At 70.1% G+C, this 21,328-nt stretch carries 25 protein-coding genes and 1 pseudogene; 10 read left to right on the top strand and 16 right to left on the bottom strand.

Features of this window, described 5'->3' with window-relative positions; all coding sequences use genetic code 11:
• The first annotated feature begins 2 nt into the window (after positions 1–2).
• The 3 genes from NLF94_RS18270 to yciH are packed head-to-tail and all read left to right on the top strand — an operon-like array spanning position 3 to position 3,543.
• Positions 3–1,001 (top strand): DUF58 domain-containing protein, encoded by a 999-nt coding sequence (locus tag NLF94_RS18270; protein WP_254839071.1) that lies wholly within the window; start codon positions 3–5, stop codon positions 999–1,001.
• The gene (locus NLF94_RS18265) at positions 998–3,214 is read left to right on the top strand and encodes a transglutaminase TgpA family protein (RefSeq protein ID WP_254839070.1); all 2,217 of its coding nucleotides are present in this window, start codon (positions 998–1,000) and stop codon (positions 3,212–3,214) included. Before NLF94_RS18270 ends, NLF94_RS18265 begins: the two co-directional genes overlap by 4 nt.
• Before the next feature lie 35 nt (positions 3,215–3,249).
• Positions 3,250–3,543 carry a stress response translation initiation inhibitor YciH gene (gene yciH, locus NLF94_RS18260; protein ID WP_254839069.1) on the top strand — a complete coding sequence of 98 codons (294 nt, stop codon included), beginning with the start codon at positions 3,250–3,252 and terminating at the stop codon, positions 3,541–3,543.
• Positions 3,544–3,609: 66 nt separating this feature from the next.
• Here the strand turns inward: yciH and NLF94_RS18255 are convergent, their stop codons facing one another.
• From NLF94_RS18255 to NLF94_RS18220, 8 genes are all read right to left on the bottom strand, one after another.
• Positions 3,610–3,969: a rhodanese-like domain-containing protein gene (locus tag NLF94_RS18255; protein ID WP_254839068.1), complete on the bottom strand. Its 360-nt coding sequence runs from the start codon at positions 3,967–3,969 to the stop codon at positions 3,610–3,612.
• A gap of 37 nt (positions 3,970–4,006) precedes the next feature.
• Positions 4,007–4,600, bottom strand: coding sequence for an NUDIX hydrolase (locus NLF94_RS18250; RefSeq protein WP_254839067.1), 594 nt, complete (start codon positions 4,598–4,600; stop codon positions 4,007–4,009).
• Positions 4,597–5,031, bottom strand: a complete 435-nt coding sequence (locus NLF94_RS18245; RefSeq protein WP_254839066.1) for a hypothetical protein — start codon at positions 5,029–5,031, stop codon at positions 4,597–4,599. The genes NLF94_RS18250 and NLF94_RS18245 overlap by 4 nt, the downstream gene beginning before the upstream one ends.
• The gene (locus tag NLF94_RS18240) at positions 5,019–5,441 is read right to left on the bottom strand and encodes a DUF5809 family protein (RefSeq protein ID WP_254839065.1); all 423 of its coding nucleotides are present in this window, start codon (positions 5,439–5,441) and stop codon (positions 5,019–5,021) included. The genes NLF94_RS18245 and NLF94_RS18240 overlap by 13 nt, the downstream gene beginning before the upstream one ends.
• A 25-nt stretch (positions 5,442–5,466) precedes the next feature.
• Positions 5,467–5,937: a DUF5810 domain-containing protein gene (locus NLF94_RS18235; protein ID WP_254839064.1), complete on the bottom strand. Its 471-nt coding sequence runs from the start codon at positions 5,935–5,937 to the stop codon at positions 5,467–5,469.
• A 39-nt stretch (positions 5,938–5,976) separates the two neighbouring features.
• Positions 5,977–6,438: a ribosomal protein S18-alanine N-acetyltransferase gene (gene rimI / locus NLF94_RS18230; RefSeq protein ID WP_254839063.1), complete on the bottom strand. Its 462-nt coding sequence runs from the start codon at positions 6,436–6,438 to the stop codon at positions 5,977–5,979.
• Between the two features lie 323 nt (positions 6,439–6,761).
• Positions 6,762–8,747, bottom strand: a complete 1,986-nt coding sequence (locus NLF94_RS18225; protein WP_254839062.1) for an aconitate hydratase — start codon at positions 8,745–8,747, stop codon at positions 6,762–6,764.
• 401 nt (positions 8,748–9,148) lie between these two features.
• Complete coding sequence (locus NLF94_RS18220; RefSeq protein WP_254839061.1) at positions 9,149–10,126, bottom strand: NOG1 family protein; 978 nt, start codon at positions 10,124–10,126, stop codon at positions 9,149–9,151.
• 146 nt (positions 10,127–10,272) lie between these two features.
• On the opposite strand from NLF94_RS18220, the gene NLF94_RS18215 reads away from it, so the two are divergent.
• The 3 genes from NLF94_RS18215 (at position 10,273) to NLF94_RS18205 (ending at position 11,238) form a co-directional block, all read left to right on the top strand.
• Complete coding sequence (locus NLF94_RS18215; protein ID WP_254839060.1) at positions 10,273–10,635, top strand: DUF5518 domain-containing protein; 363 nt, start codon at positions 10,273–10,275, stop codon at positions 10,633–10,635.
• A 24-nt stretch (positions 10,636–10,659) separates the two neighbouring features.
• Entirely contained in the window at positions 10,660–10,980 is a 321-nt protein-coding gene (locus NLF94_RS18210; RefSeq protein WP_254839059.1) for an ASCH domain-containing protein, read from the top strand.
• 63 nt (positions 10,981–11,043) lie between these two features.
• Positions 11,044–11,238, top strand: a complete 195-nt coding sequence (locus NLF94_RS18205) for a hypothetical protein (RefSeq protein WP_254841449.1) — start codon at positions 11,044–11,046, stop codon at positions 11,236–11,238.
• A gap of 2 nt (positions 11,239–11,240) precedes the next feature.
• On the opposite strand, the gene hisE is transcribed toward NLF94_RS18205, so the two are convergent.
• Positions 11,241–11,543, bottom strand: coding sequence for a phosphoribosyl-ATP diphosphatase (gene hisE / locus NLF94_RS18200; RefSeq protein ID WP_254839058.1), 303 nt, complete (start codon positions 11,541–11,543; stop codon positions 11,241–11,243).
• Positions 11,540–11,983 carry a bifunctional nuclease family protein gene (locus NLF94_RS18195; protein ID WP_254839057.1) on the bottom strand — a complete coding sequence of 148 codons (444 nt, stop codon included), beginning with the start codon at positions 11,981–11,983 and terminating at the stop codon, positions 11,540–11,542. Before NLF94_RS18195 ends, hisE begins: the two co-directional genes overlap by 4 nt.
• 132 nt (positions 11,984–12,115) lie before the next feature.
• Here NLF94_RS18195 and NLF94_RS18190 point away from each other — a divergent pair, with 132 nt between their 5' ends.
• The 3 genes from NLF94_RS18190 to NLF94_RS18180 all read left to right on the top strand — a co-directional run bounded on the left by NLF94_RS18190 (position 12,116) and on the right by NLF94_RS18180 (position 14,252).
• Positions 12,116–12,877, top strand: a complete 762-nt coding sequence (locus NLF94_RS18190; RefSeq protein WP_254839056.1) for an SDR family NAD(P)-dependent oxidoreductase — start codon at positions 12,116–12,118, stop codon at positions 12,875–12,877.
• A gap of 65 nt (positions 12,878–12,942) precedes the next feature.
• Positions 12,943–13,998, top strand: coding sequence for a S66 family peptidase (locus NLF94_RS18185; RefSeq protein ID WP_254839055.1), 1,056 nt, complete (start codon positions 12,943–12,945; stop codon positions 13,996–13,998).
• 62 nt (positions 13,999–14,060) lie between these two features.
• The gene (locus NLF94_RS18180; RefSeq protein ID WP_254839054.1) at positions 14,061–14,252 is read left to right on the top strand and encodes a DUF7333 family protein; all 192 of its coding nucleotides are present in this window, start codon (positions 14,061–14,063) and stop codon (positions 14,250–14,252) included.
• Here the strand turns inward: NLF94_RS18180 and NLF94_RS18175 are convergent.
• The 4 genes from NLF94_RS18175 to NLF94_RS18160 form a co-directional block, all read right to left on the bottom strand.
• The gene (locus NLF94_RS18175) at positions 14,249–15,613 is read right to left on the bottom strand and encodes an MFS transporter (RefSeq protein ID WP_254839053.1); all 1,365 of its coding nucleotides are present in this window, start codon (positions 15,611–15,613) and stop codon (positions 14,249–14,251) included. The two genes, NLF94_RS18180 and NLF94_RS18175, sit on opposite strands and share 4 nt — an antisense overlap.
• 43 nt (positions 15,614–15,656) lie before the next feature.
• Positions 15,657–16,868: a carboxypeptidase regulatory-like domain-containing protein gene (locus tag NLF94_RS18170; RefSeq protein WP_254839052.1), complete on the bottom strand. Its 1,212-nt coding sequence runs from the start codon at positions 16,866–16,868 to the stop codon at positions 15,657–15,659.
• 180 nt (positions 16,869–17,048) lie between these two features.
• Entirely contained in the window at positions 17,049–18,263 is a 1,215-nt protein-coding gene (locus NLF94_RS18165; RefSeq protein ID WP_254839051.1) for a hypothetical protein, read from the bottom strand.
• A 43-nt stretch (positions 18,264–18,306) separates the two neighbouring features.
• Complete coding sequence (locus NLF94_RS18160) at positions 18,307–19,443, bottom strand: PGF-CTERM sorting domain-containing protein (protein ID WP_254839050.1); 1,137 nt, start codon at positions 19,441–19,443, stop codon at positions 18,307–18,309.
• A 141-nt stretch (positions 19,444–19,584) separates the two neighbouring features.
• Here NLF94_RS18160 and NLF94_RS18155 point away from each other — a divergent pair, with 141 nt between their 5' ends.
• Positions 19,585–20,175, top strand: coding sequence for a TetR/AcrR family transcriptional regulator (locus NLF94_RS18155; protein ID WP_254839049.1), 591 nt, complete (start codon positions 19,585–19,587; stop codon positions 20,173–20,175).
• On the opposite strand, the gene NLF94_RS18150 is transcribed toward NLF94_RS18155, so the two are convergent.
• Positions 20,172–21,101 carry a PfkB family carbohydrate kinase gene (locus NLF94_RS18150; RefSeq protein WP_254841448.1) on the bottom strand — a complete coding sequence of 310 codons (930 nt, stop codon included), beginning with the start codon at positions 21,099–21,101 and terminating at the stop codon, positions 20,172–20,174. The two genes, NLF94_RS18155 and NLF94_RS18150, sit on opposite strands and share 4 nt — an antisense overlap.
• A 63-nt stretch (positions 21,102–21,164) precedes the next feature.
• Positions 21,165–21,325 (bottom strand): annotated as a pseudogene (locus tag NLF94_RS18145) (site-specific integrase); the annotation flags it as partial.
• Positions 21,326–21,328 lie beyond the last annotated feature (3 nt).

The following is a 21,328-nucleotide window of genomic DNA, read 5'->3' as shown; positions in this document are numbered from 1 at the left end:
CGATGGGTCACAAGTTTCGCGAGCTGCGGCCGACCCGTCGCGGCGTCGCCGTCGCCGCCATCGCCGGCCTGGCCTTCCTGGCCGGGGCGACGACGGGAGCCCGCTCGCTGAACGCCGTCGTGGTGCCGGCACTGGTCGCGGTGGCGGCCGGCGCCGTCCAGCTTTCCCGCGCCGATCCGCCGACCGTCGAGCGGTCCGTCCCCGAACCGGGGTTCCCGGGCGAGCGCCGAACCGTCGCGGTCACCGTCGAGTCGGCGGTCCCCTGCCGGGTGCGCGACGCCGTCGGGGACGGACTGACGACCGGGGCGGACCCGGCAGTGTCGGTCGGGCACGGCGGCAGCTTCGAGTACGAGGTCGGTCTGCAACGGCGGGGCGACCACCGCCTCGGGCCGGCGACCTGCCGGCTCACCGACTCGCTGGGGCTGTTCGCCGTCGAGGTCGAAGTCGAGGCGACCGCGACCACACTGGTGTACCCGAACGTCTACGAGGTCGACGGCGGGGAGCTATCCGCGCTCGTCCGGCGCGTCCGCGGCGACGAGCGGCGTTCCTTCGACCGGCTCCGGGAGTTCACGCGGGGCGACACGATGCGGGACATCCACTGGCGAGCGAGCGCGAAGCGGGGGTCCGAGGAGTTCGTCGTCGCCGAGTACGACAGCGACGCGGTCGTCGACGCCGTCACCGTCGTCGGGGAGGCCGAGTCGGACGGCGTGGACGCGATGGCCTCGACGGTCGCCAGCGTCGTTGCCTTCCTCAACGACGCCGGGATTCCGGTGACGGTCGTCGCCCCCGGTGGACGGTGCGTCGCCCACCCGGGCGAGACGACCGCGATGCTCCGACTGCTCGCGCTCACGGGCGCCGGGTCCGTCGATGCGGACGGCCGCAGCGGGGCTGAGGTCCGTGTCGTCGGCGACGACGACCGGGCGAGGCTCTCGCTTTCGGACCGCGAACTGTCGTTCGACGGTGTCGCCGGAAAGCGGCGCGGGCGGGAGGTGGTGGCGTGAGCAGCACCACGACAGGCGACGCCCGCGGGCGCCTCGCCGGACTGGTCGACGGCGTCCCGGTCGCCAGGGGCGTCGCACTCGTCGGGATCGGCCTCACCCTCGGGGCCTTCCTGTCGGTGCTTCACGAGATTCTCGTGATCACGGGCGACCCCGAGTCGCTCTACTACGTCGTCGGCGGGGCGGTGCTGTCGGGGACCGTCCTGGCACGCCTCATCCGACCGCGAACCGCGGCGACCATCGGCATCGTCGGCATCGCCGCAGGGATGTACCTCTACGTCACCTCGCTGCCGGGCGGCTTCGGCTTTCTCGCGTTGCTGAAGCCGATGCTCGGCGACGCCGTCGCGCTGCTGTCGGGGCTGTCGGTGCTCCGCATCGTCAACGCCGACGTCTGGGCGCTTGCGGCGGCGCCGGCACCCGTCTTCCTCGCGTGGTATCTGGCCGTTCGCCGTCGCTACGTCGCGGCAAGCGGGGTCGCCGGGGCCGGGCTGGGACTGGTCGTGCTGACCGGCGACGCGACGACGACGACGACGCTCGTCGGTGTCCTCGGGGTGACGCTGTCGGTCGCCTTCGGCGACTGCGACCGCCGGGGCGAACGGCTCCGCAACGCCGACGGCGTCGTCGTCGTCCTGGCGACGATGGTCGTGCTGACGCTTTTCGTCGGCGTCGTTCCGGGGGCCGCGGGGTCGTTCGTCTCGACGGACGGGATCGGCAGCGAGACCTCCACGGTGGAGTCCAGTCTCGTCTACGCGGGCGACAGCCTCGCCGTCGCCGGCTCGGTGGAGCTGTCCCCCGGGGTCCGCTACACCGTCGAGGCCGAGGAGTCGGCCTACTGGCGCGTCAGCACCTACGACCGCTACACCGGCGGCGGCTGGGTCCGGACCGGCGAACGCCGGAACTACCGGGGGCCGCTCCCCGAACCACCGGGACGGACGCGGGCCCTCCGGCAGACCTACACTGCCGAGACCGCCATCGCGACGCTGCCGGCCGCGAACAAGCCGACCGCCATCCGTGACGTTCCCGTCCCGGTCCAGGTGACCGCCGCCGGCTCCTTCCAGCCGGCCAGCCCGCTGCAGGCCGGCGAGTCCTACGAGGTGATAAGCGAGCGACCGACCGCCGGGGCGGCGGAGCTACAGGCCGCCGGCACGGAGTACCCGGACGGAATCGAGCGGCGCTACACCCAGTTGCCCGCCAGCACCCCCGACCGGGTCGGCGAGCGGACCGCCCGGCTGACGGCCAACGCCGACAACCCCTACGACACCGCCCGCGTCGTCGAACGGTACCTCGAGAACAACTACGAGTACTCGCTGGACGTCGATCGGCCGAGCGGCAACGTCGCCGACCGGTTCCTCTTCGGGATGGACGCCGGCTACTGTACCTACTTCGCAACCACGATGGTGACAATGCTGCGAACGCAGGGGATTCCCGCCCGCTTCGCGGTCGGCTACACGCCGGGCCAGCAGGTCGCCGACGACGAGTGGGTCGTCCGGGGGTACAACTCCCACGCGTGGGTCGAGGTCTACTTCCCGGAGCAGGGCTGGGTGAAGTTCGACCCGACGCCGTCGACGCCCCGCGAGCGGGCCGAGCGCCAGCGGCTGGCCGCCGCCCGCGAGGACGGCGCTCCGGCCGTCGACACGAACGACTCCGGCGACTCCGAATTGGATAGCGGGACCCCCGAGCCGACCGCCACGCCCACCGACGACGGGAGCGCCCCGTCGCCCGGGAACGACTCCGGCAGTGCCGGCCCGACGCCCGGCGGCGACGAAACCGCCGGCGGCAGCGGCGGCGACGGTCCCACCGTCCCGGCGGTACCGCTGCCGAGCCGCGAGCAGGCGGGCTTCGGACTCGTCGTGCTGGCGGGGCTGGCCGCCGTGGGTCGCCGGACCGGCGCCGACCGCCGCCTCTACCGGGAACTGTGGCTGCGGCGGCTCCCCGACGGCCCGCCGGAGGCGGTCGTCACCGGCGCCTTCCACCGGGTCGTCCACCTCGAGGAGCGGGCGGGCCGGGAGCGGGCCCCCGGCGAGACGGCCCGGGCGTTCCTCGCTCACAGCGACGAGCGGGCCAGGCGGCTCGGGGAACTGCACGAGCGCGCCAGGTACGGCCACGGCGTCGACGAGGCCGATGCCGCCGAGGCCGCCGACCTGCTGGCCGACCTGCTCGAGGAGCGGTCTCGACTGCCGCATCGACTAAAAAAGCCGGATACAGGGTCCCGATAGTGTTTAATACGGCCGTCGTGTAGACCCGGGTTGTAATGTCGGAAGTCTGCTCGACGTGCGGGCTCCCTGAGGAACTCTGCGTCTGCGAGGACGTCGCAAAGGAGTCCCAGGAGATCAACATCCGCATCGACGAGCGCCGATACGGTAAGGAGGTAACGGTCATCGAAGGGTTCGATCCACGCGACGTCGACATGGACTCGCTGTCCAGCGACCTGAAGTCGAAGTTCGCCTGCGGTGGTACCGTCGAGGACGACGCCATCGAACTCCAGGGCAACCACCTCGGTCGCGTCGAGGACTTCCTTCGCGAGAAGGGGTACAACGTCGCATGACCGCCCTCTGACCGCGCGTCGAGCGCCGTTCTCCCGTTTTTCGCCGTTCGCGAGCGCCGCCAGCGGTCAGAACGGCGCTTCCGGCCCCTCGTCCGGCGCCGACTCCCGTTCGCCGTCGGTCTCCAGGTCGTAGGGCCACCCCTCGATGCCCGGCGCCAGCGAATCGACGCGGCCGGTGAAACCCTCGAAGGCGCCGACGAGGCGGGCCGCCTGGACGCTGGCCTGCCCGTGGGGACAGACCGTGACGACCCGTTCGGCGTCGGCGACGGACTCGATGCGGTCGGTCAGCGCCTCGAAGGGGACGTTCTCGCTGCCGGGGATGTGTCCGCGGCGGAACGCCGCCGGCGATCGGATGTCGACGACCCGGACGTCCGCGCCGCTATCGAGTAGCTCGCGCAGTTCCTCGGCCGAAATCTCGCCGTCCATACCGACGGAAGGGCCACGAGCGGCTTAAGCGACCGGGCTACAGATAGCCGTCCGCCTCCGCCAGCAGCAGCCCCTCGATGGTGGCGTCGTTGGCCGACCCGCCGCGGGCGACGTCGAGCGCGTCATCGAGCGGCACGGTCCGGACATCGAGGAACTCGCTGCCGTCGAGTTTCCGCTCGCCGGGCGTGAACCCCTCGGCGGTGACGATGCCCCGCTCGTGGCGCAACACGCCCGTCGAACACCAGAACTCCTCCAGCAGTTCGACCTCGTCTGCGACGATGCCGACCTCCTCTTCGAGTTCCCGGGTGCCGGCCTCGGCGTAGCTCTCGCCGTCCTCGACGATGCCGGCCGGCAGTTCGTAGCACAGTTCCCGAATGGTCGGGCGGAACTGCTCGACCATCACGACCGCCGGCCCGTCGGACTCGACGGGCGGCAGCCCCAGCGACGACGGCGATTCGACGACCGCGACGACGACGACCGCGGGCGGTAGCTCCGCCCAGTAGTAGCGTTTCTCGCGGCCGTCGGGCAACTCGACGAGGTCGTAGCCGCCGGTGTACCAGCCCGTCTCGTACTCGGTGGCCGACTCGACGACCCGCCACTCGTGGTCGGCGGGACTCGGGTCGCGGCTCATCCGCTCGCCTCCGGCACCCGGACGATTTCGAGCCGGTAGCGCGTGCCGTTGGCCCGGAGGTAGGCGATGTCGCCGACCGGCGAGTCGTCGGCTCGCTCGACCGCGGCGGGGTTGCGGGTCTCGAACTCCGAAAACTCCGAGAACGGCGTGTGCGTGAACGCCTCCTTGAACCCGACGACGCCGGTGTAGTACGGCTCCGAGCGGGCGGGGTCGGCGCCGGACTCGGCGGCCGCAATCGCGCCGAAGGTGTACGGGAAGCGCCGCTCGGAGATGTTCTCGCCCGCGATGGCCGGTCCGGACCCGTCGACGACCGTCGCCTCGACGTAGTAGGGGTCGCCGGTCTGGATGAGACTCGGGAGCGCGCCGAGCGCGAGCAACACGACCAGCAGGCCGACGATGACAAGCACCGCGTTCCGGGTTATCGTTCGCATAGCTCCTCGCGGTAGATTCGGTTGAACGCCATCCGCCGGACGGTCGAGACGGCCGCCTCGGGTTCGGACTGGAAGGTCGCGGCGACGGCCCGGTCGGCGGCCGGCGCGACGTGCCAGGCGACCCGCTCGGCCTCGTCGTGACCGACCACGCGGACCTCGACCGTCGAGGTCTCGCGCCACTCGGCGAAGGCGTCTTCGTCGTCGACCCGGACCGCCAACTGCTCGGCGAACATGGCCTGTCTCGCCGTCTCCACCACGTCGGCGGTGACGCGCTCGTCGTACTCCTCGCGGTCGAACTCCATGGCCCTGGCGACCTCCCGGACGACCGTCTGGGCGGTCGGTCCGAACGCCTCGAAACGGTCGCGGGCGTCGGCCCACGTCTCGGGTGCCAGCCGTCCCTCCCTGCGCATACCCGCCGGTACGGCCGGAGGGATGTTACCCGTTGTTATCCTCGCTCCCCGTCTCGTCCGCGTCGCCGTCCTCGTCGGCCTCGTCGCCGAGCATCTCCCGGGTCATCTCGCGGGCCTCCTCGAGGATGGCTTCCGTCTCCTCGTCAATCGTCTCGCCGCCGTGGGCGTGCTCGCGGCCGGGCCGGGGTCCGTGTCCGTGGTCGTGGTCGTGTCCTTCCTCCTCGAAGAGGGCGCCGGAGCGTTCGGCCGGCGGGTCGCCGCCGTCGTCCAGGCCACCGGCGGTGTCCTCGAAGACCTGCGGGAACTCCGTCTCCTCGACGCCGTCGGCGATGGCGTCGGCGAGTTCGGATTCGCCCATCTCGCCCCAGTCGGGGGCGTGCTCCTCCAGCCACGCCTCGTGGCCCTCGTCGCCGAGCATGGCGGTGAACGCGAGGTGGTTGGCGAGGTGTCCCGTGTCGGCCTGGGGATCCGAACAGACCGGACAGGCGTATCCCATACCCGCCCTCTGCGTTCCAGCCGCAAAACGCCTGCGTCCCTACCGGCCCCGGACCATGATGTGGGCGTCCTCGCCGTCGTCGTAGTAGGCGGGAATGACGTGGTGGGTCTCGAAGCCGAAATCACGATAGAGTGACTGTGCGGCCTCGTTGTCCGCCCTCACCTCGAGTTTTACCCGTCCGGCCCCCTCGACGAAGAGCCGGCCCAGCGCCTCGCCGAGCAACAGTCGACCGATGCCCTCCCCGCGGCGGTCGGGGTCGACCGCGAGGTCCTTGACGTGGCCCATCGAGGTGCCGTGGTTCGGCATCGTGTCGGCGACGACGTAGCCGACCACGCCGCCGTCGTCCGCGACCAGGAAGGCCGGTTCACCGAGGAACCGCTCGAAGGCAGCGTAGGGCCACGGCTGCGGGAACGACCGCTTCTCGATGCGGAACACCTCCAGCAGGTCCGCGCGGACGGCCTCGCGGACCGCCGTCTCGGTCCGCGCCGTGGCTGTGGTCACGCCGGGGTGTAGCGCCGAGACCGATAAATGCCTACCGGCAGGTCGGTCCCGCGCCGGGCGTTCGGCCGTCAGGCCAGAAGATTCATGTACCTACAGCGTAAAGAATCGGACGCACCCATTTGGGTGCATCCCCACCCCCCACCCCGCTTTCACACGCCAGGTAGCGACCGCCCCACACCATCCCTCACCCCCCTGGGGCGGTCGTACCGGGCGCTTTTGCGACCAGAACCGAACGCTCCCCGGAGCCGTCGGCTCGCGTCGCTCGCTCGACGCCCGGCACAGCCGTCGCTGTTCGCCGCGAAAAATACGGAGAAGGTGACGGTTCAGTCGTCGGCGGGCGCGGCGCCGGAGCCTTCCTCGTGCTGCTTCTTGACGTGCGGTAGCTTGCCGCCGTCGGCGAGGATGCGGCGCTCGCGCTCGGAGGCGTCCAGCGTCGCGGTGAGTTCCCACTCGTCGTTGATGCGGACGGTGAACTCCTCCTGGCCGGAGGAGACGGCCTCGGCGACGTCGTCGACGATTTCGATGTCGTCGCCCTGCTCGATGTTCTCGTAGTCGGCCTCGTCGATCTGCAGCGGGATGAGACCGAAGTTGAACAGGTTCGCCTTGTGGATGCGGGCGAAGCTCTGGGCCAGCACGCCCTCGACGCCGAGGTACATCGGGCACAGCGCCGCGTGCTCGCGGGAGGAGCCCTGCCCGTAGTTCTCGCCGGCGACGAGGAAGCCGCCGTCGCTGTCGAGCGCCCGCTGGGCGAAGGTCTCGTCGACCCGCGACAGCGTGAACTCCGAGAGCTTCGGGATGTTCGACCGGTACATCAGGATGTCCTGGGTCGCCGGGATGATGTGGTCGGTCGTGATGTTGTCCTCCATCTTCAGCAGGGCCGGACCTTCGAGTTCGGCGTCGAGTGGGTCCTTCAGCGGCACGTCACCGATGTTCGGACCCTTGATGAGTTCGTCGTCAACGGCCTCGTCGGGGGCGATGAGGTCCGGGTCGTCCTTGCCCATGCCGGGGCCGTACTTGTCGCCCATCTCGAAGCCGGGGTCCTCGAGGTCCCCGAGCTCGTCGGCCAGGTCGCGCGGGTCGACGATCTCGCCAGCGATGGCCGCCGCGGTGGCGACCTCCGGCGAACAGAGGTAGACGTTGTCGTCCTCGATGCCCGACCGGCCCTCGAAGTTGCGGTTGAACGTCCGCAGCGAGACCGAATCGGAGGCCGGAACGTGACCGATGCCGATACAGGCGCCGCAGGTCGCCTCGGAGAAGTTGACGCCGGCGGCCATCATCTCCGCGGTCCAGCCCTCGCGGGCCAGCATCTCGGAGGCCTGCTTGGAGCCGGGTGCGACGATCATCTCGGTCTTCCGGTCGGTGGTGCGGCCCTCCAGCATCTTCGCGCCGGGGAGGATGTCCTCGTAAGCGCCGTTCGTACAGGAGCCGATGATGACCTGGTCGACGTCGGTGCCGGCGACCTCGCGGACGGGCACGACGTTGTCCGGCATCGACGGCGTCGCGATGAGCGGCTCGATTTCCGAGAGGTCGACCGTGATCTGGTCGGCGTACTCGGCGTCCTCGTCGGGCTGGAGGTCGACGTGCTCCTCCTCGCGGTCGAGCCGCGAGAGCCAGTCCTTCGTCTTCTCGTCGGTCGGGAAGATGGAGGAGGTCGCGCCGAGCTCCGTGCCCATGTTCGTGATGGTCGTCCGCTCGGGGACGCTCAGCGTCTCGACGCCGGGGCCAGTGTACTCCAGCACCTTGCCGACGCCGCCCTTGACCGAAAGCTCCTGCAGGAGGTGCAGGATGACGTCCTTCGCGGTCGCCCACTCGCCGAGTTCGCCCTCGAGGCGGACCTCGACGACCTCGGGCATCTCGATGTAGTAGGCGCCGCCGCCCATCGCCACGGAGATGTCGATGCCGCCGGCGCCGATGGCCAGCTGGCCGAGGCCGCCGGGCGTCGGTGTGTGTGAGTCGCTGCCGAGCAGCGTCTTGCCGGGCGCGGCGAAGTTCTCCTTGTGGACGTTGTGGCAGATGCCGTTACCGGGGCGGCTGAAGTAGGCGCCGTACTTGCCCGCGGCCGACCGGAGGAAGCGGTGGTCGTCCGTGTTCTTGAAGTCGAACTGGTAGGTCTGGTGGTCGCAGTACTGCGCCGCGAGTTCGGTCTGGACCTCGTCCAGGCCGAGCGCCTCGAACTGCAGCCACACGAACGTGCCCGTCGTGTCCTGTGTGAGCACCTGGTCGATCTCGATCCCGATCTCCTCTCCCGTCTCGAGGTCGCCCTCGACGAGGTGGTCATCGAGAATCTTTTCGGTGAGCGTCTGTCCCATAACGTCAGACTATCGACTGCCCACAGATATAAATCCGGCGTGTTCGCCACGTCTTGCGGTCTCCCTCGGCCGGTTCGGCAATATTCGCGGCTTACGAACGTCGAGACTAACCGGAACGAAGGTTACAATCTTCAATGGACGGGTACGGACGGTGGCGTCGACGGTACCGTCGACCGGCGTCGCACGAGGATACAGCAGCGACGCTACTCCTCGCGGGTCGCTACCGCTCCCCGCTCGGAATTTCGGAGACGCCTCGCTACGCTCGACCGCCCTGCTCGCGGGTCGCTACCGCTCCCCGCTCGGAGTTTCGGAGACGCCTCGCTACGCTTGGCGTCTCCCTACTCACGGCTCCCGCCGGTCGCCGTTCGTATCTCCGTGGTTCTCGCTCGCTCCGAACCACGCTACTCCTCGAACGGCAACTCGGGCTCGTACCCGATGGCCTCGACGGCCGCCTCCAGCACCCCGTCGACGTTCTCGCCGGTCTCGACGCTCATGTAGTGGTCCGCCTCGACGTCCCGCGACCGATCCGATTTGTTGCAGACCGACAGCACCGGGACGTCGAAGGCCGCCTCCAGTTCCGAAAGCAGGTCCAGTTGTCGCTCCAGCGGGTAGCCGCACTCCTCGCTGGCGTCGAGCAGGACGAGCACCGCGTCGGCCAGGTGTGTCAGTGCCGAAACGGCCTGCGATTCGATGGCGTTGCGCTCCTCGGCCGGCCGGTCGAGCAGGCCGGGCGTGTCGACCAGCTGGTAGCGGACGTGCTCCCGTTCGAGGTGGCCGACGTTCAGCCGCGTCGTGGTGTAAGGGTAGGCGGCCGTCTCGTTGTCGGCGTTCGTCAGGCGGTTGACGAAGGAGGACTTGCCGACGTTGGGGTAGCCGGCGACGACGATGGCCGGCTCGTCGGCGCGGATGTCGGGTAGGGTGTGCAAGGCGTCGCGGGCCTCGCCGATGGTCAGCAGTTCGTCGGCGACCCCCTCGGTCACGTCCGCCAGGCGGGCGAAGGCCTGCTTGCGGAGCTTCCGGGCCGTCTCGGTGTCTGCCGTCCGGATGCGGCCCTGGTACTCCTCCTTGATGTTTTCGGCCTGCCGACCGGCGCTCATCACCGAAGAGAGGTCCTGCCGGAGGGCATCGACGCCCCCCACGTCGGTGTCGGAAAGCGTCGCGTCGGCGAACTCGTAGTAGAAGGCGTCGACGTCGTCGAAGTCCGGCCACGTCGTCACGACGTTCTGGAGGTTGTCGGAGAGGATGTTCGCGGCCGTCTGCAGCATCGATTCCTGGGCCTCCTTGCCCTGCTTGGCCCGCCCCGCCCGCGCCGCCCGCGAGAACGCCTTGTCGACCAGCTCCTCCGACCGGGGCGTCGTCGGAAGGTCTTCGAAGTGCATACCCCGGTTTGTGTATCCGACCGTATAAGCGCCGCGTATCCGCCCGATTCGCCGACGAGGGGGCGAAGCGTGGCTGCCGAGGACTCCTCACTGCGTGGCCGCCCCGCGGCCGACAGCGGTTTGCCCGCCGGCGACCAACTACACCCATGACCGACTGGAGTGCGGTTCTCATCGGGTTCGTCGTCGGCGTCGTCGCCAGCCTCTTCGCGTTCGCCCTGCCGGTGATCGGCCACGTCGGCGCGGGACTGATCGCGGGCCTGACCGCCGGCGCCCTCGCCGGGGGCGGTCTCGCAAGCGGTGCCTGGCACGGCCTGCTGGCGGGCGCCTTCGGGGGTCTCGTCGCCGCCGTCGCGCTGGCCGCGTTCGTCACGCTCGTCGGAACCGCGGTCGGCGGCCCGGCGGGCATCGTCGGCGGCCTCGGCGTCTTCGCCGTCGCCGCGGTCGTCGCACTCGTCTTCGCCGTCGACAGCGCCATCGGCGGCGCTATTGGTGGGCTCCTCGCCGGTTAAGTGTCCGCGGCCCCCAGGTGCGGTATGGCACGCATCGACCCCGACGCCCTGCTCCCGAACGACCGCGTCCAGGAGGCCGCCCTCGCGGGCGACGTGACACAGCTCAGCCGCGGCGGCTCGAACCGCTACGCCGAGGCCGGCGACACCTTCGAACTCGACGGCACCGTCTTCGAGGTGACGGCCGTCGAGGAGCGCACGCTCGGCGACCTCACCGACGCCGACGCGAAACGCGAGGGGTCGCCGTCGCTGGAGGCCTACAGGGCCCGGATGGAGCAGGTCCACCCCGGCGACTTCGAGTGGGACGACACGAGCGAAATCGTCACGTACCGCTTCGAGCGCCAGTAGCCACCCGGTACGCTTTTTTCCGCTCGAGGAAAATCCGGACGTATGCTCGCAACCGCAGGGGCGATGGCAGACGTCTTCCGCGAGTTCTTCGAGGACGACCACGACCGAGTGGTCGTCTACGCCGACCCCGACGGCGAGACGGTCCTCCACGAGGGGGCGGCGACGGTACGGGCCAACGGCTGGGTCGAGTTGCCGAGCGGCCGGCTGCTGTCGCCGTCGGCGGTCCACCACATCGACACCCACCCGAACGCCGCGTAGGGTCAGCGCCGCTCGCGGAGCTCCGCCCGCAGGTCGGCCAGGTCCAGGTCCTTCATCGACAGCAGCACGAGCAGGTGGTAGACGATGTCGGCGGCCTCGTGGGTCAGTTCGTCGTCGTCGTCGTCCTTGGCAGCGAGGACGAGTTCGGTCGTCTCCTCGCCCAGTTTCTCGAGGACGGCGTTCTCGCCCTTCTCGTGGGTGAAAAGCGAGGCCGTGTAGGAGTCCTCGGGGAGTTCGGCCTTCCGGGACTCGATGACCGCGAACAGTTCGGAGACGATTTCGTCGACATCCTCGCCGTCGCTCATGGCATCAGCTCCCGGACGTCGTCGAGTTCGTCGTACTCCTCGAGCGGTTCGCTGCCGGCCTCGAACACCGTCTCGGTGACCTCGATGTCGGCGTTGGTCCGTGCCGCGAGCGCCAGCGAGTCGCTCGGGCGGGCGTCGACCACGGCGTCGGCCCGCGGCGTGTTTACGTGGAGGTCCGCGAGGTAGGTGTCGTCCTCCAGGTCCGTGACGACGACCCGCTCGACGCGACCGCCGAGTTCCTCCATCACGTCCAGAAAGAGGTCGTGGGTCAGCGGTCGGCCGATGTCCTCGGCGTCGAGGCCGCGGGCGATGCTCGTGGCCTCCTCGACGCCGATGAAGATGGGCAGCACGTCACCGGTCCCGTCGACGCCGAGGGTCACGACCGCCGCGAGTCCGCCCGGCGTCTCGGCGACCCGGACGCCCTCTATGTACGCGTCCATACCGTACCGAGAGCGGCGAGCGTCAAAAGCCCGTCCTTCGGGGGCGGTCCGTCGGCGGCGTTCGGGGTCGCGCGTCCACGCCCCGCTCCGCCGTTAGCGAGGTTTTATACTCGGCCCTACCATCGTACGGCTATGCGATTCGAGAACGATACGGTGTTCATCACGGGCGCGGGGTCGGGCATCGGACGAGCGACCGCCCTGAACGTCGCCGAGGCCGGTGGGTTCGTCGTCGCAACCGACATCGACGACGAGGGCGGCGAGGCGACCGTCGCGGCCGTCGAGGAGGCCGGCGGCGACGCCGTCTTCCACCACCTCGACGTGACCGACGCCGACGAGTTCGAGGCCGTCGTCGAGACGACCGTCGAGGAGTACGGTCTCGACTGCGTGGTCAACAACGCCGGCATCGGCCACCCGCCGGCGACCGTCGAGGACGTCACCGACACCACCTTCGAGTACGTCCTCGACGTGAACCTCCGGGGCGTCTGGAACGGCTGTCGGGCCACGCTGCCGCACCTGAAGGCCCAGGAGTCGGGCGCCATCGTCAACGTCGGGTCGCTGGCCTCCTTCCTCGGGATGGCCCGCCAGTCGGTGTACTCGCTGACGAAGGGCGCCGTGTTGAACTTCACCCGCGCCGTCGCCGCCGAGGCCGGCCGCGACGGCGTCCGCGCCAATGCGGTCTGCCCCGGCTTCATCGAGACGCCGCTGGGCGACCAGTACTTCGAGTCGAAGGACGACCCCGAGGCCGCGAAGGAGCAGGCCGCCCAGCAGTACCCGCTGAAGCGCCTCGGCGAACCCGAGGAGGTCGCCGACGCCATCGCCTTCCTGCTGTCGGAGGAAGCTTCCTTCGTCACCGGCCACGGCCTCGTCGTCGACGGCGGCTTCTCGATTAGCTGATCGGGCCACGTCACTCTCTGTCACCCGCGAGGAAGGTTTTTGCCGGCCTCGGCCGACGGCCCGCCATGGACGAGTTCGTCACGCCGCCGCCGCTGTCGCCCGGTGACCGCGTCGCCGTCGTCGCGCCCTCCAGCGGCGGTGCCCACGACGCCTCGCACGTCTTCGAGTTGGGCCTCCAGCGGCTCCGCGACGTCTTCGACCTCGAGCCGGTCGTCTACCCGACCGCCCGCCAGAGCAACGCGTTCCTGGACGACAGCCCGCGGGCGCGGGCCGCCGACATCCACGCCGCGTTCCGCGATCCCGACGTCGTCGGCGTCGTCGCCACCATCGGCGGCTCCGACCAGCTCCGGATCCTGAAGCATCTCGACGCCGACGTGCTCCGGGCGAACCCCACGCGATTCTTCGGGATGAGCGACAACACCAACCTCGGCCTGTTCCTGTGGCGGGCCGGCGTCGTCTCCTACAACGGCGCCCAGTTGATGAACGAACTCGCTATCCCGGGCGAACTGCCGGAGTACACGGAACGCTACTGCCGGCGGGCGTTCTTCGAGGACTCGCTGGGCGAACTCGAGGCCAGCGACGAGTGGACCGACGAGCCCGCGGCGTGGTGGACCGACCCCTCGAAGATGGGAACCCCGCCGACCTACGAGCCGAACCCCGGACCGCGGTGGGCTGGCGGCGAGAGGGCCGTCTCTGGCCGACTGTGGGGTGGTAACCGCGCCATCGTCGAGTGGCACCTGGCGACCGACCGGTACCTCCCGCCCGTCGAGGCGCTGGAGGGGGCGGTGCTGTGTCTCGAGACCTCCGAGTGGATTCCCGAACCCGAGGAGGTCGCCGCGACGCTGACCTGCCTCGGCGAGCGTGGACTCCTCGAGCGGTTCGACGCAGTCCTGCTCGGGCGGCCGGCGACCCGGAGCCACCTCACCGAACCGCCGCGGGAAGAGCGGGAAGCCTACCGCGAGCGCATCTACGGGACGGTCGTCGAGACGGTCGGCCGCTACGCTCCCGAGGCGCCGGTCGTGCTCGGTCTCGACTGGGGCCACACGACGCCGATAGCGCCGCTGCCGCTCGGCGGCCGCGTCGAGGTCGACCCCGCGACGGAGACGATTCGATTCCCGTAGCCCGTCCGGGCGGGACTGCCGGAGACGGGGATATTATGTCGTCCAGACTCCAAGCGTCGGGCATGAAGTTCACCCTCCCCGTCGCGCTCGGTGCCCTGCTGGCCGTCGTCGCGGTGGGCGTCGGCGGACTCATCGCCAGCCCGATACCGATGGCCACCCGGACTATCCTGATGATGGTCGCACCCTCGATGCTGGTGTTCGGCCTGCTGGCGTTCGGTCTCGGCGTCAAGCACGGCGAGTTCCGGGCGGCCTAGCCCGCGACGGCCGCCTCGAACTCCTCGCCGAAGCGGAGGAACAGCGCCACCCCGACCAGCCCGATGGCCGACGCCACGGTGAAGGCCGCACGCGGCGAGACGGCGTAGACCGCGCCGCCGACGGCCGCCGACGGGATGACGACGACGTTCCTGACGAGGTAGTAGGTGCCGGTCACCCGCCCGCCGGCGCCGGTCTCGGCGGGCCCGACGATGAGCGCCTTGTGCGCCGGCAGGCCCGCGAACCGCAACCCGGAGACCGCAAAGAGCAGCGCCACGACGAACGGGTCCGCCGGCGCGTTGACGAGCAGCACGGGAAAGACCGCGTAGACGGCGAAGCCGACGGCGACGACCGGTTTCAGCCCCACGCGGCGCGACAGCCGCGAGACGGGCACCATCACCGCCAGCGCCACCAGCATCTCGACCGCGAGCAGGACGCCGAAGTACGACTCCGGCGAGAGCCGGCCGACGACGGGCAGCGTCACGCCGACCGCGAGGAACTCCGTGACGACGATGACGAAGAAGACGTACACCATCCCGTTTGCGAACCGGACGACGGTGTCGGCGACGAGCAGCGGCCGCATCGGTTCCGGCATCGACCGGAGGTCGGCGAGGACGGTCCCGAGTCCCTCGAAGGACCTGCCGACCGCGTCCTCGCCAGCGTCGTAGAGGAGGTGCTGTGCGACCGTCGCCAGCAGACCGAAGCCGGCGGCAATCGCCAGCACGGCCCGGAACCCCGTCTCGAAGCTGAAGGCCGCGAGCACGGCCGCTGCCAGGAGTGGCCCCACGAGGAACGCGGTCCGGCGGAAGGTCTCGGTGCTTGCGAACCCCGTCGCCAGCCGGTCGGGTTCGACCGCCTGCTTGACGATGGCGAACGTCGCCCCGAGGCCGAAGGACTTCCAGGCCTGTGCGAACAGCAGTCCGAGGAAGATACCGACCGGGAGGACGGCGGGGTCGAGCCAGCCGACGACCACCTCTCGGCCCGCCACCTCGAGGGTCGTCCCGACCGCCGGAACGGTGAGCGTCCCGAACCGCTCGGCGAACAGCCACACGATGAACCCGACCGTCGAGGCGAGACCGAAAAGCGTCAGCGCGCGCCGCGAGCCGATCCGGTCGGAGACGGCACCGCCGGGATAGGGGTAGACCGCGCTCACGAGGTTCCCGAACGTGCCGAACAGCCCGATGGCGACCGCGCCGGCGCCCAGCGCCGACATGTACCGCGGGACGTAGCGGCTCGTCATCTGGAAGCCGAGGCTGAACGCGAACATCGCAACCGAGAGAACGAGCACGTCCCGTTCCAGCGCCAGGAACCGCCGGAGGATCGACCGGACGCCGGCATCGCCGTCGGTCTCCCCGTCGGCCATACGGGGGCGTTGCGCTGGGGCGACGTAAAACGCCCCGGTGTCGTCAGCGGCGACGGGCCAGGAGTGCCGCCCCGACGAGACCGACAAGGGTGACGACGACGCCGAAGCCGGGACCCTCTGATTCCGTCCCCGTCGCGGTCGACGCCGTCCCCGATGTCCCGGACGGGTCGGTCTCGGCGGGTTCGACGCCCTCGACGACGACGCGTTCGGATTCGAGGTCGCCCTGCGTCGCGCGGAGCGTCTGGTCGCCGGCCGCCGGTATCGTGATGACGAGTTCGCCCTCGCGGTCGGTCTCGCCGACCGTCTCGTTGTTCCTGAGGACCGCCGCGCCCGCGACGGGTTCGCCGTAGGCGTTGACCACCTCGACCGTCGTGCTCTCGCCGACCACGACACGGTCGTTCCGCGGTTCGAGCGTCAGCCGCGGGACGCGCTGGGTGGCGATCTCGACCGAGCGATCCCGCTCGCGGACAGTGACCGTCGTGTCGCGCTCCAGATAGCCGTCCTTCCGGACGGCGACCGTGTAGCGGTTGTTCACGTCGACGCTGAGCGAGGCCGTCCCGCCGGAGGTCCGCACGACGGCGACCTCGCCTTCCTCGTCGTCGATGCTCACACTCGCCTCCTCGATGGTCCGGGGGTCCTCGAAGTGGTCGTCGACGACGGTGACCTCCAGTTGGACCGTCCCGCGCTCCAGTTCGATCTCCCGTCGGCTGTCGCTTTCGACGGTCGTCTCTATCTCCCGCTCGAAGTATCCCGGCTTGACGGCGGTGACCTCGTAGACGCCCTGCTCTATCGTGTCGGTTCGGAACCGGCCGTCCTCGTCGGTCTCGCCCCGGGCGTCGATGCGGAACTGTCCCTTCTGGAACTCGACGGCCACCCCGTCCAGCGGCTGGCCGTCGGCGTTCCGCACGACGACGGTCGAGCGACCCTTCCGGGCCACGTCGACGGTCACGTCCTCCTCGGCGGCGTCCGAGACCACGAGGGGGTGATTGCGGACGTAGTCGGGGTGGGTCACGTTGAGTTCGACGTCGGCACCCTCCCGGACGTCGACGAACGCCCGGCCGTTGGCGGCGGTCGTCTCCGTGGTGCTACCGCCGTCCCAGGTGGCGGTAACGTCCGCGTCCGCGACGGGATCGCCGTCGCTGTCGACGACCGAGACGGTGAGCGTCGTCTCCGACTGCGCCGCGGCGATCCCCACGGACCCGAACGACCACCCCACGATCATCGCTACGACGAGAAGCCGCAGTAGACGGGACATACCGGATCCTCCGTTCGACATCACTTAAGTACGGGTGATCTAACAGCGGGCAGTCAGCGACGGCCGCCTCGACGGTCGGGACGACAAGCAGTATCGGCGGATCGACCCGCCTTCGCACGACTGGGGCGAGTAAAGCGGGTGTTAAAACGTCACGTTTCGTCCGAACCGGACGGCTGGGGGTTACGGACGGCGGCGAACCGCGACGAGCGCGGCCGCCAGCGCGGCGACGACGGCGACGACGCCGAAGCCGGCACCGTCACCGCTGGTGCCGTCGTCGGCCTGGTCGCCCTCCGCCGAGTCGTCCTCGCTGTCGGACTCGTTGCCGTCGTCCATCGAGTCGTCGGTCGACTCGTTGCCCTCGGCGCTCTGCATGCTGACCGACCGCTCGGAGAAGTGGTTGATGCCGACGACCACGTCCGCGGCGGCCTGAGCGCTGGAGTCCTGCCGGACGAGGTACCGGGACTGCTCGCCGTCGTTCGTCGCCGAGCGAACCTCGCTGTAGGAGTCCGCCTGCGCGGCGGCCTCGCCGTCGACGTAGACCTCGATGTCCTCGGCGTTCTCGACTGTGGACTCGGAGACGGTCGTGATGACGACCTTCCCCTGGCTCTCGGCGCGCTCGACGGTCATGTTGACGCTGCTCTCGCTGCGCTCCTGCACCTCGACGGTGGTGTCCTGCCCGTACTCGACGACGCTCGTGGCGTTGTCCTCCGCGTCGTCGGAGGCGTTCGCGCCGCTCTCGGCGGCACCGTAGACGTACACCTCGGCCGTCGCGGTCCCGTTCCGGATCATCCGCTCCTGCTTGCGGTCGGACTCGCTCCGTTCCTCGTCGTACTGGCGGTAGACGAGCTGGCTGTCCTCCTCGACCCGGGCAGTCACCTGGCCGTCGTCGCCCGTCGTGACGTTGCCGTCGCCGACGACGATGAAGGTCCCCTGCGTGCCGTCGCCGTTCGAGACGACGACGCGTTCGTCGCTCTCGGCTTCGGCCTCGCCGCTGACGTTGGCTTGGACGATCTGGTCGCCGTCGCTGGCCGTGAGCTGGACGACGCCACGCTGGTTGTCGTGGGTCTCCATCTCGGCGCCGCTGCCGAAGGCCACCGTCGCCGCCGCGTCGGCCTGGGTCTCGAGTTCGACCGCCGAGCCGACGATGCTCGAGGAGATGCCGGCGTCGAGACCGATGCCGCCGTCGGTCTCGCTCGCGGACTGGACGGTCACGTTCTCGACGACGACCGATCCGTCGACCGCGTAATCCGTGACCGCGCTACTCGCCGTCTCGAACTGTACGAACGTCCCGCTGTACGCTTCGCCCTCCGCCTGCTGGGTCGCCGCCGGCGCCGCGGCGGCGCCGATCACGGACGTGACCAGCAGGGCTGCGAGGGCAGTCGCTCTGATGTTCATACGCGTCATTGAATTGACTTGTTGATAACTTAAGGATTGTCGTTTACGCTCGGTACCGGGCTGCAACGAACGCCGCGCCGAGGGCCGCTAGCGCCACGAGGGCGCCGAACCCGGGGCCATCTGCGCCGGAGAGACCGCCGTCGCCGCCGGTCTCGCCGTCGCTCTGCATGCTGATCGACCGCTCGGAGAAGTGGTTGACCCCGACCACGACGTCCGTGGCCGCCGACGCGCTGGAGTCCTGACGGACCATGTAGGCCGATTCCTCGCCGCCCTGGGCGGCCGACCGAACCTCGCCGTAGGAGTCGACCTCGGCGGCAGCCTCGCCGTCGACGAACACCTCGGTGCTCTCGGCGCTGCCGAACGCCTCCTCGGAGACGGTCGTGATGACGACTTTCCCCTGGCTCTGGGAGCGCTCGGCGGTCACGTTGATCTCGCTCTCGCTGTGTTCCTGCACCTCGACGGTGGTGTCCTGCCCGTACTCGACGACGCTCGTGGCGTTGTCCTCCGCGTCGCTGCCGCTCTCGGCGGCGCCGTGGACGTACACCTCGGCGGTCGCGGTCCCGTTCCGGATCATCCGCTCCTGCTTGCGGTCGGAATCGGTGCGCTCGCCCTCGTACTGGCGGTAGACGAGCTGGCTGTCGCCCTCGAGTCGGGCGACGACGTCGCCCTCCTCGTTGACGGTGGTCTCACCGTCGCCGACGACGATGAAGGCGCCCTGGCTGCCGTCGCCGTTCGAGACGACGACGCGCTCGTCGCTCTCGGCTTCGGCCTCGCCGCTGACGTCGGCCTGGACGACCTGGCTCTCGCCGCCGGCGTGGATCTGGAGGACGCCACGCTGGTTGTCGTGGGCCTCCATCTCCGCGCCGCTCTCGGTCGTCACCGTCGCCGCCGCGTCGGCGCCGAGGTCGACGCCCGCCACGGAGCCGTTCACGCTCGTGACGCTCTCGAGGCCGGCGTCCAGCCCGAGTCCGGACTCGCTTGCGGACTGGGCCGTCACGTTCTCGACGACGACCGACCCGTCGACGGCGTAGTCCGAGACGGCGGCGCTCGTCGTCTCGAACTCGACGAGCGCCCCGCTGTACGCTTCACCTTCGGCCTGCTGGGTCGCGGCCGGTGCCGCCGCCGCTCCGACGGCCGACGCGACCAGTAGCATCGCCAACGCTGCTGCTCGAAACCTCATGTTCCCCGGTCGTCGACAGCGGGATATAAATTTCGTGGCTAAGCGTGGGACACAATATCACGCCGGCGCTCCCGGTCGAGGCGGTCCTTCGACCGCGAAACCCGCAAGCATTAAAAAGCCTAACTGACTAGTCAGTCAACAATGGCGGCCGAGACCCGCGAGCGCATCATGGACGCGACCTACAGGGCGCTCTGCGAACAGGGCTACGCGTCGCTCACGATGCAGGACATCGCCGACGAGTGCGACTGCAGCAAGTCGCTTCTACACTACCACTTCGACACCAAGGAGGACCTGCTCGTCGAGCTGCTCGCCCACTTGCTCGAACGGTTCGAGGAGCGGGTCGCCGACGCCGACACCGACGACCCCCGCGACCAGCTCGTCGAGCTCGTCGATATGTTCCTCTTCGGCGACGAGCGGGGCATCGAGGAACACCGCGCGTTCCACACCGCCCTCCTGGAACTGCGGGCACAGGCACCCCACAACGAGGCCTTCCGCGAGCAGCTGGCGGAGAACGACGCCCGGGTCCACGCCGCCGTCGCCGCGGTCGTCGAGCGAGGGGTCGACGACGGCACGTTCAGGAACGTCGACGCGACGCGTGCTGCCGCCCACCTGCTCGCGGCGGTCCAGGGCGCCCGCATCCGGTGGGTCACCCTCGGCGACGACGCCGCCCCCCAAACCGTCCGGGAGGCAGTCGTCGAGGACGCCGTCGACGGGTGGCTCGCCGCCCGCTAGGGCCGCTCGACGGTCTCGCCGACCGCCTCCAGTTCCGACCGGGTGAACACCGGCAGTGCCCCCGGCGTCGTCTTCACCAGGGCGTCGGCGGCGACCGCCCCGCGCAGCGCCGTCTTCACCTCGCCGTCGACGAGGCCGACCAGGAACGCCCCGGCGAAGGCGTCGACGGCACCGGTCACGTCCACCGTCTCGACGGCCGGGAGCGCGAACTCGTGGACGGTCGAGTCGTGCCAGGCCGCCGCGTCGCCGTCCCGCAGCAGTGCCACCGTCTCGAAGCCGCGATTGGAGGCCAGCGCGTGGGTCACTCGCGTCGGCTCGCCGCTCCGACCGAAGGCGGCCTCGACGGCCGGTGCTGTCGCCACCAGCACGTCCACCGCCGGCAACAGCCCCTCGAGGGTGTCGGTGTCCGAATCGTCCGCCACGGCCGCCGCGTCGAGCAGGCCGAGCGCGGTCGTCGCGCCACCGTCCCGCGCCGTCTTCAGGAACTTCGCGGTCGCCTCCGCCAGCCCCGTCGAGGTCGTCGGCGTCCCCGCCGCGACGTAGGCGACGTCCGCCACCTCGACCCGCTCGGTCGGCAGCGAGTCGAAGTCCAGCCCCTCGACGGCCGCCCCCGCCCGGTCGTCGACGCGGCCGTCCTCGCGGGGCGTCGCTCCGCGCTCGAAGAACGTCAGGCCCTGTCGACCCCCGCCGAACGGCGCCAGCACCTCGACCTCGTGGCCCCGGAGTTCACCCGCGACGCGTCGCCCCAGCGGGTCGTCGGGGAGCCGGGAGAGCCAGGCCGCGTCGGCGCCCAGTCGGCTCGCGGCCACCGCCGCGTTGCACTCCGCGCCCTCGACGTCCACCGACAGGGCGTCGGCCGTCTCGAGCCGTTCGGTTCCCCGCGGCGCCAGCCGGAGGGCCGCCCCGCCGAGCGTCGTCAGTTGCATAGCGGGCACCTCGCGCTCCATCGGTTTCAATTCGCGGGCCGATTCGACGGTCGAGACGCACCCGCCGGCGGTCCACTCCGCAAATCGGTCGAGTCGCAAGCGGCGTTTCGGCGGTAGTTTCCGCCTTCGCAGCCGCGTCCTTTCTCCTTGTCCTGTAAGTAGCGCTCGAACGACTCGGAGAGTGAGGCCGATGGCGTCCGTTCGGTGGGTGTATCCCGGTCGATCGT

Origin of the sequence: Natronomonas marina, from assembly GCF_024298905.1 — an archaeon.
GTDB classification, from domain to species: Archaea; Halobacteriota; Halobacteria; order Halobacteriales; family Haloarculaceae; genus Natronomonas; species Natronomonas marina.
This window is presented reverse-complemented; position numbering and strand designations above follow the sequence as displayed.

Excerpts from the sequence above, each read along its gene's own strand:
- NLF94_RS18220 (WP_254839061.1), bottom strand. The coding sequence starts at position 10,126 with ATGCACTTCGAAGACCTTCCGACGACGCCCCGGTCGGAGGAGCTGGTC.
- NLF94_RS18250 (WP_254839067.1), bottom strand. The coding sequence starts at position 4,600 with ATGAGCCGCGACCCGAGTCCCGCCGACCACGAGTGGCGGGTCGTCGAG.
- NLF94_RS18205 (WP_254841449.1), top strand. The coding sequence starts at position 11,044 with ATGGCAGACGTCTTCCGCGAGTTCTTCGAGGACGACCACGACCGAGTG.
- NLF94_RS18235 (WP_254839064.1), bottom strand. The coding sequence starts at position 5,937 with ATGGGATACGCCTGTCCGGTCTGTTCGGATCCCCAGGCCGACACGGGA.
- NLF94_RS18185 (WP_254839055.1), top strand. The coding sequence starts at position 12,943 with ATGGACGAGTTCGTCACGCCGCCGCCGCTGTCGCCCGGTGACCGCGTC.
- NLF94_RS18165 (WP_254839051.1), bottom strand. The coding sequence starts at position 18,263 with ATGAACATCAGAGCGACTGCCCTCGCAGCCCTGCTGGTCACGTCCGTG.
- NLF94_RS18215 (WP_254839060.1), top strand. The coding sequence starts at position 10,273 with ATGACCGACTGGAGTGCGGTTCTCATCGGGTTCGTCGTCGGCGTCGTC.
- yciH (WP_254839069.1), top strand. The coding sequence starts at position 3,250 with ATGTCGGAAGTCTGCTCGACGTGCGGGCTCCCTGAGGAACTCTGCGTC.
- NLF94_RS18150 (WP_254841448.1), bottom strand. The coding sequence starts at position 21,101 with ATGCAACTGACGACGCTCGGCGGGGCGGCCCTCCGGCTGGCGCCGCGG.
- NLF94_RS18155 (WP_254839049.1), top strand. The coding sequence starts at position 19,585 with ATGGCGGCCGAGACCCGCGAGCGCATCATGGACGCGACCTACAGGGCG.
- NLF94_RS18255 (WP_254839068.1), bottom strand. The coding sequence starts at position 3,969 with ATGGACGGCGAGATTTCGGCCGAGGAACTGCGCGAGCTACTCGATAGC.
- NLF94_RS18245 (WP_254839066.1), bottom strand. The coding sequence starts at position 5,031 with ATGCGAACGATAACCCGGAACGCGGTGCTTGTCATCGTCGGCCTGCTG.
- NLF94_RS18190 (WP_254839056.1), top strand. The coding sequence starts at position 12,116 with ATGCGATTCGAGAACGATACGGTGTTCATCACGGGCGCGGGGTCGGGC.
- NLF94_RS18160 (WP_254839050.1), bottom strand. The coding sequence starts at position 19,443 with ATGAGGTTTCGAGCAGCAGCGTTGGCGATGCTACTGGTCGCGTCGGCC.
- NLF94_RS18175 (WP_254839053.1), bottom strand. The coding sequence starts at position 15,613 with ATGGCCGACGGGGAGACCGACGGCGATGCCGGCGTCCGGTCGATCCTC.
- NLF94_RS18210 (WP_254839059.1), top strand. The coding sequence starts at position 10,660 with ATGGCACGCATCGACCCCGACGCCCTGCTCCCGAACGACCGCGTCCAG.
- NLF94_RS18170 (WP_254839052.1), bottom strand. The coding sequence starts at position 16,868 with ATGTCCCGTCTACTGCGGCTTCTCGTCGTAGCGATGATCGTGGGGTGG.
- hisE (WP_254839058.1), bottom strand. The coding sequence starts at position 11,543 with ATGAGCGACGGCGAGGATGTCGACGAAATCGTCTCCGAACTGTTCGCG.
- NLF94_RS18180 (WP_254839054.1), top strand. The coding sequence starts at position 14,061 with ATGAAGTTCACCCTCCCCGTCGCGCTCGGTGCCCTGCTGGCCGTCGTC.
- NLF94_RS18240 (WP_254839065.1), bottom strand. The coding sequence starts at position 5,441 with ATGCGCAGGGAGGGACGGCTGGCACCCGAGACGTGGGCCGACGCCCGC.
- NLF94_RS18195 (WP_254839057.1), bottom strand. The coding sequence starts at position 11,983 with ATGGACGCGTACATAGAGGGCGTCCGGGTCGCCGAGACGCCGGGCGGA.
- NLF94_RS18225 (WP_254839062.1), bottom strand. The coding sequence starts at position 8,747 with ATGGGACAGACGCTCACCGAAAAGATTCTCGATGACCACCTCGTCGAG.
- NLF94_RS18270 (WP_254839071.1), top strand. The coding sequence starts at position 3 with ATGGGTCACAAGTTTCGCGAGCTGCGGCCGACCCGTCGCGGCGTCGCC.